Genomic DNA, 14,172 nt, shown 5'->3' with positions numbered 1-14,172 from the left:
ATGAATGAGTATCAACAATTACTGGCGCCAATCCGCCAGTTTTTGCAATGTGAAACACCCGATGCTTGGGTGCAAAAAGCATGTTTACCTGAAAGCTTACCCATTATTTTAAAAGACCACCTATTATGCGAACTAAAAGCCGCGCAAAGTGCCATGTTTTTAATTCGCAAATATGCGGTAGATAAGCAAAGTGCTACTGTATTACTTGAATGGTTTAAACCCTATGAAGCATTCGCTTATGATCGAATTGGCGATATATATACGTTAAAAAATAAAAACCAAATTTCCAAGCAAATACTCGCGAAAAAACAATCGCCTTATAGCCAAGACTTAATTGATAAAATGGTATTGCTTATCAAAGAAGAGCTTCACCATTTTTATCAAGTTCTTGAAATTATGCACCAAAGGAATATTCCCTATGATGGAATAACCGCAGGGCGTTATGCAAAAAGCTTATTTAGCTATATTAGCCCTCATGACCCTAAAACCTTGGTTGATAAACTCATTATTGGTGCTTATATTGAAGCCCGTTCATGTGAACGCTTTGCGAAACTGGCACCTTATTTAGATGAGCAACTGGCTAACTTTTATATTTCATTATTGCGTTCTGAGGCACGTCATTACCAAGATTATTTACACTTAGCGCAATTAATTAGCAAACAGGATATCACTGAACGTATTAATTACTTTGGTATTATTGAAGCTGAACTAATTTCTACCCCTGATGATGATTTTAAGTTTCATAGTGGTGTACCAATCACTTTAACTCGTGCATATTGATATAAAAAAATCCCTATAAACTTTCATCTATAGGGATTTTGAATAACTAACCTAGTTAGTGCTCTACATGTTGAATAATGCTTCTAATGTCAGCTCTTCACCATGTAAAATATCTTTTAACCGCCTTAAACCTTCGACTTGGATCTGACGAACCCTTTCTCGAGTGAGCCCAATTTCGCGCCCAACCTCTTCCAGAGTTTCTGCTTCATAACCTAAAAGCCCAAAACGTCGTGCTAAAACCTCCCTTTGTTTTGGGTTCAATTCAAATAACCATTTAACAATATTCTCTTTTAAATCATTATCTTGAATTGTATTTTCTGGACCTGAATCATTATCATCAGACAATACCTCAAGCAAAGATTTTTCTGAATCCCCTGCAATTGGAGTGTCAACAGACGTAATACGTTCATTTAAGCGCAACATCCGGCTGACATCTTCGACAGGTTTATCTAACTGTTCAGCGATTTCTTCAGGGCTTGGCTCATGGTCCAGCTTTTGGGCTAATTCACGTGCAGTACGAAGGTAAATATTGAGTTCTTTAACGATATGAATAGGAAGGCGAATTGTACGAGTTTGGTTCATGATAGCACGTTCTATCGTTTGACGTATCCACCATGTTGCATACGTCGAAAATCGAAACCCTTTTTCAGGATCGAATTTCTCAACAGCACGGATCAACCCAAGATTCCCTTCCTCGATCAAGTCGAGTAAAGCAAGACCTCGATTATTATAACGGCGAGATATTTTTACAACTAAACGAAGATTACTTTCAATCATGCGTTGACGCGACGCAACATCACCGCGCAATGCACGCCTTGCATAAAAGACTTCTTCTTCAGCTGTAAGGAGCGGTGAGAATCCAATTTCACTGAGATAAATTTGGGTGGCATCCAGAACACGTTGGTTTGTGTTCTGGAGTAAATCCATTTCTTCATCCTGCTCTGAAACTAGATCCTCTTCTTTAAACTGACTCTCATCAAATGCATCATCTAAATTGCTTTCGTCGAGGTCATTATATAACTCGTTAACTTTCAGCGAACTTTGGCTCATCAGTGACTCCTACCCTTGATAATGCGGACAGAATGTCAAAGCATTCCGCCCAGTTTATCGCTGCGGCAAATAGCGCAACGGGTTTACTGATTTTCCCTTGTAACGAATTTCAAAGTGTAATCTAACCGAACTTGTTCCAGTACTACCCATGGTGGCTATTTTTTGACCTTCAGTGACATCCTGTTGATCACGCACAAGCAACGTATCGTTGTGTGCATAGGCACTCAAGTAGTCATCGTTATGTTTTATAATTATTAGATTTCCATATCCACGCAAAGCATTACCTGCGTAAACGACTTTTCCTGGAGCAGCAGCAAGTACAGCTTGACCACGAGAACCTGCAATATCTATCCCTTTGTTCCCGCCTTGAGCATCTGAGAAACTTTCAATCATTTTCCCATCTGCCGGCCAACGCCATTTTATTGACGAATTATTTGTACTACTAGCTGCGGTTGAAGCAGTTGTGGTCGTCGGAGCTGTTGCCGTCGTTGAAACTTGCGTTGCAGGTTTCTTATTATTAGGCAACATCTTACCTGTAGTTTGACCACCACTGTTTTCAGGATACGCATTAGTTGTTCGAAGATCAACCGGTTGCTGATGACTATTTGATGAATTTGAGGCTAATTGAGTGCTCGAGTTCACATTTGTGTTACCAATATTAATAACTTGCCCTACATTTAAGCTGTATGGCTCAGGAATATTGTTTCGAGATGCTAACTCACGGAAATCATTACCCGTTATATAAGCAATGTAAAATAGCGTATCACCGCGCTGAACAGTATAACTATTACCGCTATAACTGCCTTTTGGTATATTGCCGTAGTCACGGTTATACACAATACGCCCTTCTCCATTGGTCGTAACAGGCCCTGAAGATGAAGTACGACTAACCGGTTGTGTATTGGTATTACTTGATAAATTTGGGCGTGCAGACGGCATTGCCGTACTCACCCCCGTATTTGATGACGATACGGGTGCCACTCTTTGCGTCGTTGGCTGGCGAGATTGGCTATCATTCACACTGGAAATAGGTGCTGCCGTATGATAAGGCGTGGAACAGCCTGCCAATAGTGCTCCGCTAAATGAAAAGATGACTGCCCATCGAATTCTGCTTATAGGGCTAACAATTTTCATGCTTCTTCTCCCGTGAAGAAAAATCTGACGTGACAATGCAAAATAATGTCAGTAATAGAGATACCATAAAATATTTCACTTATTAAAACAGAAATACAAAATAGTGAACAAGTTAAATATATCAAAAATATAACAATTTGAGATTATGACTCAATAGTTTGAGCCTATTATCCAATTTAAGAGGGTTAAACTATCATATTTAGAATAGTTTTACTGCTATTTGAGTTAATGAAGTATTCGCAATAGTATTTATGTAGACTAATGATACAAAATTACCCAGTGCGGTGATGGATAAATACCATTGCAAATAGATTAAAGAAGGTCACCCGCAACTAATGGAACAAAACGCACTTTCTCGATGACATTAGCATGGTAATCATTACCACGACGGGTAATTAGCTTTAAAGATTGTTCTTTATCTCCAACAGGTAAAACCATCCGCCCACCATCTTTCAATTGCTCCAGTAACATGGTTGGCACTTCAGTCGGCGCAGCTGTCACAATGATAGCATCGAAAGGGCCCTTTGATTGCCACCCTTCCCAACCATCACCATGGCGAGTTGACACATTATGTAAATCAAGCTGTTTTAAACGCCGCTTTGCGGACCATTGCAAACTTTTCACTCGTTCAACAGAGAAAACATGCTCAACTAAATGAGCAAGTACTGCCGTTTGATAGCCAGACCCTGTCCCTATTTCAAGCACCTTGTCATTCGGTGACAAAGACAGCAAGGCGGTCATTTTAGCCACTATGTATGGTTGCGAAATAGTCTGACCATAGCCTATCGGCAATGGAATATTATCGTAGGCTTTATGTGAAAGAGCTTCATCCACAAAGCGTTCTCGAGGCACGAGTGAAATTGCGTCTAATAGGCGCTCATCGTGAATTCCCTGTTGGCGTAATTGAGCCAAAAGATCTTTCATGAGCCCTGTTATCATTTTACTAGCACTCCTGATTTTTCTAGCCATTCTTCCACTAACGTGTGCGTTTTATAGGCTGTTAAGTCAACTTGCAATGGGGTTATCGAAACATAGCCATGTTGTACAGCTTCAAAATCGGTCCCCGGACCAGCATCTCGAATTTCACCAACAGGGCCTAGCCAATACAGCATATTACCTTTCGGGTCTTCTAAGCTATATACCTCAGATGCAGCATGCCGGCTTCCACAGCGAGTCACTTTGATACCTTTAATATCCTCATAAGGAATATCAGGTACGTTGATATTTAAAATATTACCCGCACGCAGAGGGCTCTTTTGCAGCAACATCAAGATATCACATGTTACCCTTGCCGCACTTTCATAATGAGTATCTCCATCTAATGACACGGCAATCGACGGTAAGCCTAAGTGACGCCCCTCAGTAGCCGCAGCGACTGTACCTGAGTAAATCACGTCATCCCCCAAGTTCGGCCCACAATTGATACCTGAGACCACAATATCAGGCCGTGGGCGCACCACTTTATTTACCCCGATATACACACAATCTGTTGGCGTGCCTTCTTGTACCGAAAGGTCACCATTACTTAACGTTTGAATTCTCAAAGGCTTATCTAATGTTAGTGCATTCGACGCACCACTGCGATTGCGGTCTGGGGCAATCACTTGAACATGATAATATTGGCGTAGCGCAGCCGCTAGGGTTTGGATACCCGGTGCATTTACGCCATCGTCATTACTCAATAAAATCTTTAGCATCGACATTATCCTTTGATGTAATTGAAGTTTATTTTTAAGGTCAAGGATATTGTCCTGCCTGTTGTCCTAAAAATTTTTAGTGACCAATAAAATGACACTGAAAAGCATCAGCATCACGTTTATGATATAACACTATTATGTGATTAGGCTAGTTTGCTATTTTATCAGCCCCTCTCATTTTTGCGTCACAATTTCGGCACAGTTATTAGTTAGTATTGGCGACTCTATCCAAATACCAGACAGTATCTGTTTTTGTTAACGTGACTATTGCAGACCTAACGAAAAAATAAGGTCATTCAAGAACTAAATAATCTGATTAATCAGCGTGAATTGCTCAGCACCCTAGCATCTAAAATGACGATATTGGGCAGAGGGGGAAATACTATTTGAATGCGCTTCAAAAAACTTTAACGCTAAATCGTTAGAACTGATTAAATGGCGTAAATAAGGCGGGGAACTACTCTTTTTCGGAAGGAATAAGGGAAATGTACACGTTCTGGAAAGAAAATGCAGCAGGCCAAAACTCATCAACATATTGATACTCGGGGCTATCCAGCCCCTAACATATCACGCGCTGCCTTTACAGGCATAAACAGTCGATTAGGCTGATTCGGCAACGATTTAAAACCATACCCTTCGTACCACTTTTTCGCTTTAGTATTTTTTGCATCAACGATGATCATCGGCACAGGCATGTCCTCAGCTGCCGCTATTATTCTTTTAACAGCATCAATAAGGACGACTCCTCCATACCCCTTATTTTGCTCAGTTAAGTCTACCGCTAAACGGGATATCAAAGCACAATAAACTTCATTTGGGTATAAAGATGCAAGCTTAGGCGGCAATTCAGTTAATGAAACTTTGGTGATAGCCAAAGCGTAAAACCCAACTACTTTGTTTGGTAGAGTTGGGTCACTCAACACAAAAGTTCGAGCCACCTCTTTTTTAGCATGTTGATTTGCCGTCTGACCTAAATAATTATTTAGGTCAGACTCTCCGCAATCAAACGCAGCTCTATTATGAATGTTCTTATCAAGCTTTACTATTTCCATTACTAATTAATTCCTTATGTCTTTTAGCCGCCCTTATGAATTTCTCATTCATTTCTGTTGGCTTATCAAGTAATTCAACGAATGCTATAGCATCGCGTTGACACAACTTTAATAGCGCATTTTCAGCTATTAGTTTCTTGGCCTCATTAGCGGCGGCCATCGCTATAAAACTGCTTAACGAACTAAAACCAGATAGGGCTAACGCCGTATCTAAAAGCTCTTTATTTTCTTTAGGCATTCTTATTGTGATTCTTTCGTTTTCGATTTTTTCTTTACTTATCATTTTATTAGTTCGATTTTTCATTACCTTAGTATTCATTATTTTAACTCCAGTAGGATTAGAAATTTTTTTTCGATTAGTCGTTGTCACCTTCCTTTTCGGTCTTATTCACTTCATAGGTTAAAATTAGCACAAATAATTACCGGCGTCAAAATGACGCCATCAAAAAAGTAAGCCGATCACTTAATTAAAAAACGCGAGCCCCCCAAATAAATAACAATTAAATTTACCCTACAATACGCCCTAATCTAAATTACCAATAAAATACAAGGCGGCCATCGCTATCAGTGACGTTATACGCTTTGTCTTTTGGTTTGTGGGATTTTATTTTTATATCCGTATGAGATATCAGTACGAGCCATAAAAAAACAGGACAACTTAAGGTTGTCCTGTTTTTTATGGCTATCAATGGATACCTATGGATAAAGATTACTCAATAAAATCTTTAGCATCGGCATTATCCTGCCCATTTTGATTGATAATTTCTCTTACTACACTTGTCGCAAAACTACCTGAGTTTAAGAAAAATGTTAGCTTTACTGTCGTGTTATCTAACCATTGCCACTGCAATCCCTGAGGCTTGATAATAACGGCTCTTCTCACCAAAGATGCGCGTTCACTTTTCATTAAAGCCATAAATGGCTGATAATCTTCTAAGCAATGAATTTCAAACCCTAATGCGTCATCTTGCGAACCTAACTCGCCATCACCAGGAAGAGGGGCAGTAATACTTAACTCTGTTGATAACACACGTTCTTGCAGTGTTAATAACTCATCCGAAGTTGCAACAAACCAACTCCCCCGACCCGTTAGTTGTAATGCATCCCCTAATAGCACTTGATGTACCGTATTATTCGCAATACGTTCACTCGCGATATGGTTAAACATTGCACTGCGAGCCGCAGAAAGATAAAAACTGCGTTTATTCCGCTCACGAACATGAATCTCTTGGTTTGCCCAACGTAATGCTTGGGTCAGATTCTGCCCACCACGACCAAAGCGTTGCTCACCAAAATAATTAGGTACTCCAGATAATGCGACTTTTTCTAAGCGTTGTTCAACATCTTTCGCATCTGAAATATCACGCAAAGTGATTTCAAATTGATTTCCTTTCAAGGAACCAATACGTAATTTCCGTTTTTGCCGTGTAGTGGCAAGCACGCGGCATCCTTCAAGCTGCCATGCAGAAAAATCTGGCGTTTCCTTACCCGGCATTTGTAAGCAAAACCACTGCTCAGTCACCGCATGCCTATCTTTTAAACCTGCATAGCTGACAGCTCTAGCTGAAATTTTAGCAAACTTTGCTAATTGCTCAGCAACAAACAGCGTATTACACCCTGTTTTTTCGACACGAACCATGACATGTTCGCCTTCACCATCGAGCTCAAAGCCTAAATCTTCTTTGACAATAAAATCTTCAGGAACACTTTTTAGCGTGCCAGAAGACAACGGCTTACCATGCAGGTACTGAACATTCATTGCTTTCATTACTATTATCTTTGACTAAAAGAACAACCGCGGCGCAGGCAATGCCTTCTTTACGCCCCACAAACCCCAACTGCTCCGTCGTCGTGGCTTTCGCATTAACATCATCCATATGACACTCAAGGTCTTCAGCAATATTGACCCGCATTTGAGCAATATGCGGCAACATTTTAGGCGCCTGAGCCATAATGGTAATATCAATATTACCAATACGATAACCTTTAGCACGTACATGACAAAAGGCTTCCCTTAGTAACACACGGCTATCAGCCCCTTTAAATGCAGGGTCAGTATCTGGAAATAATTTACCGATATCTCCTAACGCAGCAGCACCGAGTACTGCGTCAGTTAGTGCATGCAATACAACATCACCATCTGAGTGCGCGAGTAGGCCTTGCTCGTAAGGGATGCGCACGCCACCAATGATGATAGGGCCTTCACCACCAAATTTGTGTACGTCAAAACCGTGTCCGATTCTCATTTTTTTTCCTTAATTGTTCATTCTTGAAAGATAAAACTCCGCCAAGGTGAGATCTTCTGGGCGTGTCACTTTTAGATTATCTGCGCGCCCCGGAACTAATACCGGTTGATAACCGCAATATTCAAGTGCAGAGGCTTCGTCTGTGATCACTGCATTTTCTTTCAAGGCTTTACTTAGACAGTCCCGTAATAATAATAGCGGGAAAAATTGTGGTGTCAGCGCATGCCATAGAGCCTCACGTTCAACAGTATGGTCGATTAACTGGCTGGCTTTTAAACTGCGTTTCATGGTGTCACGAACAGGCGCCGCGAGTATCCCACCACAGCAGTTTTGTTCTGTTGTTAATTGAATAATTTTATTTAAATCTGACTGGTGGAGGCAAGGACGAGCAGCATCATGGACTAACACCCAACAATTTGAGAGTTCAGGTTGCGCCGCTAAAAAATTGACACCGGCAAGGACCGAATCTGCACGTTCCTTTCCACCAATAACCGCAGTAATTCGAGGGTTTGTTGAAATAGCTAGCTGCTGAAAATATTCATCTTCTGAGCTTAGTGCAATGATAATATGTTTAACATTATTATTTGCTAGCAATGCACTCAGTGTATGTTCAATGATCGTTTTGCCAGCCACCCGTAGATATTGTTTGGGGCAATCGGCATTCATGCGGCTCCCTATCCCTGCCGCAGGAATTAGCGCAACAATTTGAGGGTCATTGTTTTGTAGGGCTCGGGTTTGTGGGGTATTGTCTGGATTTATCATTATTAGATTCTTACATCAGAAATAATCAGGCTAATGGGCATACCATTTTTGCATCGTTATTATTGTGTGGATTTTTGGTTATTACTTTCTTTAACCACCCGATAAAAAGATTCCCCAGGCTTGATCATCCCAAGCTCACTACGAGCTCGTTCTTCAATCGCATCCTGCCCATCATTTAAATCATTAATTTCCGCAAATAGCTGTTCATTACGCATTTTCAAGCGCGAGTTAACAATTTCCTGAGCAGCAACATCATCTTTGACCTGTACGTAATCATGTATGCCGTTCTTACCTAACCATAAGGAATATTGTAACCATGCTAATATCGCGATTAATAGTAGCGTTAATTTACCCATCTTGCCCCCTGAAATGATTTGCTAATCATCCCATAACTCAACGAATGACGCTACTGTGATACTAAAATAGTGATAAAAAGTCAGAATAAGTCTGGTTTAAATGCACTAAATATTCCCTCTTATTTTACCATTTAATAAAAAAGAGGGATATTTAAAGGCAATTAATAATCCACTTGAATGATTTGATTGCGCAATAATAACGCAATAATTTGAGAAAGGGAGTCTGAAATCGGTTGTTGACCATTAAGCTGTAGCTCCGGATATTGCGGGGCTTCATAGGGGGAGTCAACCCCTGTAAACTGCTTGATTTTACCTTCTCGGGCTTGTTGATATAAACCTTTTGGGTCGCGCTGTTCACAAATACTGACAGGAGTATCCACATACAATTCAAAAAATTGGTTCGGCTCAAATAAATCGCGCACCTTTTGCCGATCATGTTGAAACGGGGAAATAAATGCAGTAGCAACAATTAAGCCTGCATCTACCATTAATTTAGCCACTTCCCCGATCCGCCGGATATTTTCTTGCCGATCCGCTTCGCTAAAACCTAAATCACGACATAACCCGTGGCGAACATTATCACCGTCCAATAAATAGGTTTTATTCCCCATTGAAGCTAATTGATGTTCTATCGCCCCTGCAAGGGTAGATTTCCCTGAACCCGATAACCCTGTAAACCACAATACTGCACCTTTGTGCCCATTATTGCTTTCCCGTAGCTGTCGAGTCACAGCATGTTGATGCCAAACTATATTATTTGCTTTTGTCATCATAGTTATTTTCCACCAAGAACATCACGAGCGCCCCAATGCGGAAAATGACGACGAACTAATTTATTTAATTCAATTTCAAATTCACTAAATTCACTAGTTGGCTCAAAAATAGGGGCTTGTGTCTCGCGAACTAGCCCTGCTCCTACGGTGACATTAGTTAACCGGTCAATCAGGATCATACCGCCAGTATCCGCATTACGCTGATAATTTTCTAACAATAGCGGCTCATCAAAAGAAAACTCCACTAAACCTATTCCATTTAGAGGTAACTCTGTGGCAACTTTTTGCGTTAAATTATTCACATCAACTTGATATTGAATATTTTCAACCTTGGCTCGACTACGCTTACCAGCCACTTTTATATCGAGTTGCTGCCCTTGGACTAAAGGCTGCTCAGACATCCACACAACATCAACTGACGCATGTTGTGTCGCTTGTAAGGTTTCATTTTCTGCAACCAATAAATCACCGCGGCTAATATCAATTTCGTCCGCTAAAACGAGCGTGATAGCTTCCCCCGGAATAGCAAACTCTTGTGGACCAGAAAAAGTCACAATCTGTTTAATTTGAGATGTCGCCCCCGACGGTAAGACTTTAATGTTTTGCCCTACCCGTACAATACCTGACGATAACGTTCCACTGTAGCCTCGAAAATCTAAGTTTGGACGATTAACATACTGCACTGGAAAACGCATTGCCTGTTCTACGGCCTTTTGTTCCACTTGAACATTTTCTAAAATCGATAATAGTGTTTCGCCTTGATACCAAGGTAAGTGATGGCTGCTATTCACAATATTGTCGCCATCAAGCGCTGAAATTGGCACAAACCATACATTCAATTCAACGGGTAATTCTGTTGCAAACTGTTGATAATCCTGTTTGATCTTCTCAAATACAGCTTCGCTGTAACCCACCAGATCCATTTTATTTACGGCGACAACAAGATGGCGTATCCCCAACAAAGTACTGATAAAGCTATGGCGTCGAGTTTGCTCTTGTACCCCTTTTCTCGCATCGATCAACAAAATAGAAAGTGAACATGTTGATGCGCCTGTCGCCATATTACGCGTGTATTGCTCATGACCAGGTGTATCGGCAATAATAAATTTGCGTTTTTCCGTGGAAAAATAGCGATAAGCAACGTCGATGGTGATCCCTTGCTCACGCTCTGCTGCGAGCCCATCAACCAATAACGCAAGATCCAGTTTTTCGCCTTGCGTACCTATACGCTTACTATCACTTTGCAGTGTTGAGAGCTGATCTTGATAAATTTGGCGGGTATCATGTAGTAAACGGCCAATTAAAGTACTTTTGCCATCATCTACATTGCCACAAGTTAAAAAACGTAATAACCCTTTTTGCTGCTGAGCCAGTAAATAAGGTTCCACACCACCTTGCTGCTCAATTTGATGTGCAATTGATTCGTTATAAACGGCCTGTGCCATGATTTTTCTCCTGACCTTGCGTATTGACCCTGACGTTATGTATTAACCTTCCCCACAGGCCTTAAAAATAGCCTTGGCGTTTTTTCAGTTCCATCGATGCTGACTGGTCGCTATCGATTAACCGCCCTTGCCGTTCACTGGTAGTAGAAACCAACATTTCTTCAATAATTTCAGGCAGGGTTTGCGCATTTGATGGTACGGCTCCCGTAAGAGGCCAGCAGCCAAGAGTTCGAAAACGTACTGTTTGCTGGCGAATAACTTCCCCCGTTTGTAAATCAATACGGTCATCATCAACCATCAACAAGGCCCCTTCTCGTTGAATAACAGGCCGCTCTTTTGCAAAATACAATGGAACAATATCGATATTTTCCAAATAGATATATTGCCAAATATCGAGTTCAGTCCAATTTGACAGTGGAAATACACGGATACTTTCACCTTTGTTTATTTGCCCATTGTAATTATGCCAAAGTTCTGGGCGTTGGTTTTTCGGGTCCCAACGGTGAGATCGGTCACGAAAAGAATAGATCCGCTCTTTTGCTCGGGATTTTTCCTCGTCTCGTCGTGCCCCTCCAAATGCCGCATCAAAGCCATATTTATCTAAAGCCTGCTTTAGCCCCTCGGTTTTCATGATATCGGTATGTTTTGCACTGCCATGTACAAATGGGTTAATCCCTAATCTTTCCCCTTCAGGGTTACGATACACCAATAATTCAAAACCATATTTCTGTGCTGTTGCATCACGAAACTCATACATTTCGCGAAATTTCCATCCTGTATCTACATGCAACAAAGGAAAAGGTAATTTCCCAGGGTAAAAAGCTTTCCGAGCTAAATGCAGCATGACAGACGAATCTTTTCCAATAGAATACAGCATCACTGGGTTAGCAAATTCGGCGGCAACCTCTCGAATAATATGAATACTTTCTGCCTCTAACTGCTGTAAGTGAGTCAATGTTTTTTCGTACACAAGCGCCTCCTAAATTAAGCCAATTCCAGTACAGCACTACGCCAACTGATATCTTCAGTTTGTGTGCCAAACCATGCTAATTGTTTATGTAATGCCGCAACTTCACCTATCACGATCAAAGCGGGTGATGGTGCTTGCTGTGCCAATGTTTCCAGCTCAGATAAACTACCTGTAACCACTTTTTGCTCACGCCTTGTCCCACAACCTACAACAGCGACAGGGGTATCACTCGCTCGCCCAAATTTAATCAGTTGTTCACTAATATTGGCTGCTTTTACTGTGCCCATATAAATTGCTAAGGTTTGTTGACCACGAGCAAGTGCCTGCCAATCCAAATCAGCGCCATTTTCACGACAATGCCCAGTAATAAATGTAATACTCTGAGAGTATTCCCGATGCGTCAGCGGGATCCCTGCATAAGCAGTTGCACCAATCGCCGCGGTCACCCCTGGTACCACTTGAAATGGGACCCCTGCCTGAACAGCAACTTGTAGCTCTTCACCTCCGCGACCAAAAACAAACGGGTCCCCCCCTTTAAGGCGAACAACTTTTTTGCCTTGCTGAGCAAATTTCACGATCAATGCGTTAGTTTCTTCTTGAGAAACACTGTGATTGCCAGCTCGTTTACCCACACAAATTTTGTCGGCATCACGACGTACCAATTCCAGAATTTCCTCACTAACAAGGTGATCATATAAAACCACCTCGGCACTTTGTAAAACACGCAACCCTTTTAACGTAAGTAACCCCGCATCACCGGGCCCGGCTCCTACAAGAATTAACTCACCATGGTTATCGGGTTCATAAAGTTGGCGTTCTAATTGCAACTCTGCTTCGCTTAATTGGCCTTTTTCAACTAGTGATGCAAAGCGCCCACTAAAACTTTTTTCCCAAAAGCGCTTTCTTTCCCGCATATTGACCAGCGTTTCTTTGACTTTACCGCGCCAACGCCCAGCAATTTCAGCCATTTTCCCCAAAGAAGCAGGAAGCATTGTTTCCAATTTTTCTCTCAATAAACGGGCTAAAACGGGTGCTGTTCCCCCAGAGGAAACCGCCACAATCACCGGAGAACGGTCAATAATTGAAGGAACAATAAACGAGCATAAAGGTTGATCATCTACTACATTGACAAAAATTTTTCGCTCATTAGCATCGTAAAAAACGGTTTCATTAAGTTTCGTGTCATCCGTCGCCGCAATCACTAAAAAAGCGTCATCCAATAAAGAAGAGCGATATTCCTCAGCTAACCAAATAACATGGTTTTGTTGGCACTGAGCTTGTAATTGAGGACATAACGACGGGGAGATAACCACAAGTTGAGCTTGTGCTTTGATGAGCAATTCAGCTTTGCGTGCAGCCACTACGCCACCGCCAATCAACACTACTTTGCGCGTACGCACATCGACAAATAACGGTAAATAATCCATCTTGCTCACCCATCTTTATATAAACTTATTATATGAAATATAAAATTGACTATATGGTGTAAAAGTTAAGGTTTGAAATGCTAAAAAAACATGACTTGTAACTGAAAGGAATAAGCCAAATATTCATTAACTAGCAAAAAATAATGACAAAAAGTATCAAATCAACCAAACTTAACTAAAACTTTATTTTAAATTTAGTTTTATAAAAATTAAGGGATATCTATTTTTAAAATAAAAGTATCCCTTTGTAATTAAACAAATATTTTATTAAATCTATAACTATTTAAACCCTAAACTAAAACCACGAATTGGGTTACGAATAACCCATACTCTAAATAATTCATGTTGTCGCTAGGCGGCAAGTAAATGAGCCGCTAGGAGCATACATAAGTATGTGACTAGTGCGAATGCACGCAGCCAACAACCTTACCGCTTGAATTATGACCAACCCATACTCTAAATAATTCATGTTGTCGCTAG

15 protein-coding genes are annotated in these 14,172 nt (G+C 41.0%); 1 reads left to right on the top strand and 14 read right to left on the bottom strand.

Translation table 11 applies throughout. From position 1 onward, the window contains the following. Nucleotides 1-780: a tRNA isopentenyl-2-thiomethyl-A-37 hydroxylase MiaE gene (miaE, locus tag ABE954_RS05065; RefSeq protein ID WP_042848923.1), complete on the top strand. Its 780-nt coding sequence runs from the start codon at nt 1-3 to the stop codon at nt 778-780. A gap of 63 nt (nt 781-843) precedes the next feature. On the opposite strand, the gene rpoS is transcribed toward miaE, so the two are convergent. The 14 genes from rpoS to cysG all read right to left on the bottom strand — a co-directional run bounded on the left by rpoS (nt 844) and on the right by cysG (nt 13,692). After that, nucleotides 844-1,830: an RNA polymerase sigma factor RpoS gene (rpoS, locus tag ABE954_RS05060; RefSeq protein WP_129467095.1), complete on the bottom strand. Its 987-nt coding sequence runs from the start codon at nt 1,828-1,830 to the stop codon at nt 844-846. Between the two features lie 54 nt (nt 1,831-1,884). Beyond that, nucleotides 1,885-2,964, bottom strand: coding sequence for a murein hydrolase activator NlpD (nlpD, locus tag ABE954_RS05055; RefSeq protein WP_042848926.1), 1,080 nt, complete (start codon nt 2,962-2,964; stop codon nt 1,885-1,887). Between the two features lie 312 nt (nt 2,965-3,276). Further along, nucleotides 3,277-3,903 carry a protein-L-isoaspartate(D-aspartate) O-methyltransferase gene (locus ABE954_RS05050; protein ID WP_042848927.1) on the bottom strand — a complete coding sequence of 209 codons (627 nt, stop codon included), beginning with the start codon at nt 3,901-3,903 and terminating at the stop codon, nt 3,277-3,279. Further along, on the bottom strand, nt 3,900-4,661 hold the full coding sequence (surE, locus tag ABE954_RS05045) for a 5'/3'-nucleotidase SurE (RefSeq protein ID WP_042848928.1): 762 nt from the start codon (nt 4,659-4,661) through the stop codon (nt 3,900-3,902). Before surE ends, ABE954_RS05050 begins: the two co-directional genes overlap by 4 nt. 548 nt (nt 4,662-5,209) lie before the next feature. Further along, the gene (locus tag ABE954_RS05040; protein ID WP_166687241.1) at nt 5,210-5,713 is read right to left on the bottom strand and encodes a GNAT family N-acetyltransferase; all 504 of its coding nucleotides are present in this window, start codon (nt 5,711-5,713) and stop codon (nt 5,210-5,212) included. Then, nucleotides 5,694-6,032 (bottom strand): DUF1778 domain-containing protein, encoded by a 339-nt coding sequence (locus ABE954_RS05035; protein WP_226619145.1) that lies wholly within the window; start codon nt 6,030-6,032, stop codon nt 5,694-5,696. The genes ABE954_RS05040 and ABE954_RS05035 overlap by 20 nt, the downstream gene beginning before the upstream one ends. Nucleotides 6,033-6,422: 390 nt before the next feature. Further along, nucleotides 6,423-7,481: a tRNA pseudouridine(13) synthase TruD gene (gene truD, locus ABE954_RS05030; RefSeq protein WP_071548560.1), complete on the bottom strand. Its 1,059-nt coding sequence runs from the start codon at nt 7,479-7,481 to the stop codon at nt 6,423-6,425. Continuing rightward, nucleotides 7,447-7,959 (bottom strand): 2-C-methyl-D-erythritol 2,4-cyclodiphosphate synthase, encoded by a 513-nt coding sequence (gene ispF / locus ABE954_RS05025; protein ID WP_042848930.1) that lies wholly within the window; start codon nt 7,957-7,959, stop codon nt 7,447-7,449. The genes truD and ispF overlap by 35 nt, the downstream gene beginning before the upstream one ends. 9 nt (nt 7,960-7,968) lie before the next feature. Further along, nucleotides 7,969-8,721, bottom strand: a complete 753-nt coding sequence (ispD, locus tag ABE954_RS05020) for a 2-C-methyl-D-erythritol 4-phosphate cytidylyltransferase (RefSeq protein ID WP_071548561.1) — start codon at nt 8,719-8,721, stop codon at nt 7,969-7,971. A 59-nt stretch (nt 8,722-8,780) separates the two neighbouring features. Then, the gene (gene ftsB / locus ABE954_RS05015; RefSeq protein ID WP_042848932.1) at nt 8,781-9,077 is read right to left on the bottom strand and encodes a cell division protein FtsB; all 297 of its coding nucleotides are present in this window, start codon (nt 9,075-9,077) and stop codon (nt 8,781-8,783) included. A 161-nt stretch (nt 9,078-9,238) separates the two neighbouring features. Continuing rightward, on the bottom strand, nt 9,239-9,847 hold the full coding sequence (gene cysC / locus ABE954_RS05010) for an adenylyl-sulfate kinase (RefSeq protein WP_094301238.1): 609 nt from the start codon (nt 9,845-9,847) through the stop codon (nt 9,239-9,241). Between the two features lie 5 nt (nt 9,848-9,852). Next, a complete protein-coding gene (gene cysN, locus ABE954_RS05005) occupies nt 9,853-11,295 on the bottom strand; it encodes a sulfate adenylyltransferase subunit CysN (RefSeq protein WP_042848935.1) in 1,443 nt (480 codons plus the stop codon). Between the two features lie 61 nt (nt 11,296-11,356). Further along, nucleotides 11,357-12,265: a sulfate adenylyltransferase subunit CysD gene (cysD, locus tag ABE954_RS05000; RefSeq protein WP_371025744.1), complete on the bottom strand. Its 909-nt coding sequence runs from the start codon at nt 12,263-12,265 to the stop codon at nt 11,357-11,359. Between the two features lie 14 nt (nt 12,266-12,279). Further along, the gene (gene cysG, locus ABE954_RS04995; RefSeq protein WP_131680846.1) at nt 12,280-13,692 is read right to left on the bottom strand and encodes a siroheme synthase CysG; all 1,413 of its coding nucleotides are present in this window, start codon (nt 13,690-13,692) and stop codon (nt 12,280-12,282) included. Nucleotides 13,693-14,172 lie beyond the last annotated feature (480 nt).

Origin of the sequence: Providencia sp. TYF-12 (assembly GCF_041344805.1) — a bacterium.
Classification (GTDB): Bacteria; Pseudomonadota; Gammaproteobacteria; order Enterobacterales; family Enterobacteriaceae; genus Providencia; species Providencia huashanensis.
Note: the sequence above shows the minus strand (reverse complement) of the source record. Positions and strands in the feature narration are given on the sequence as shown.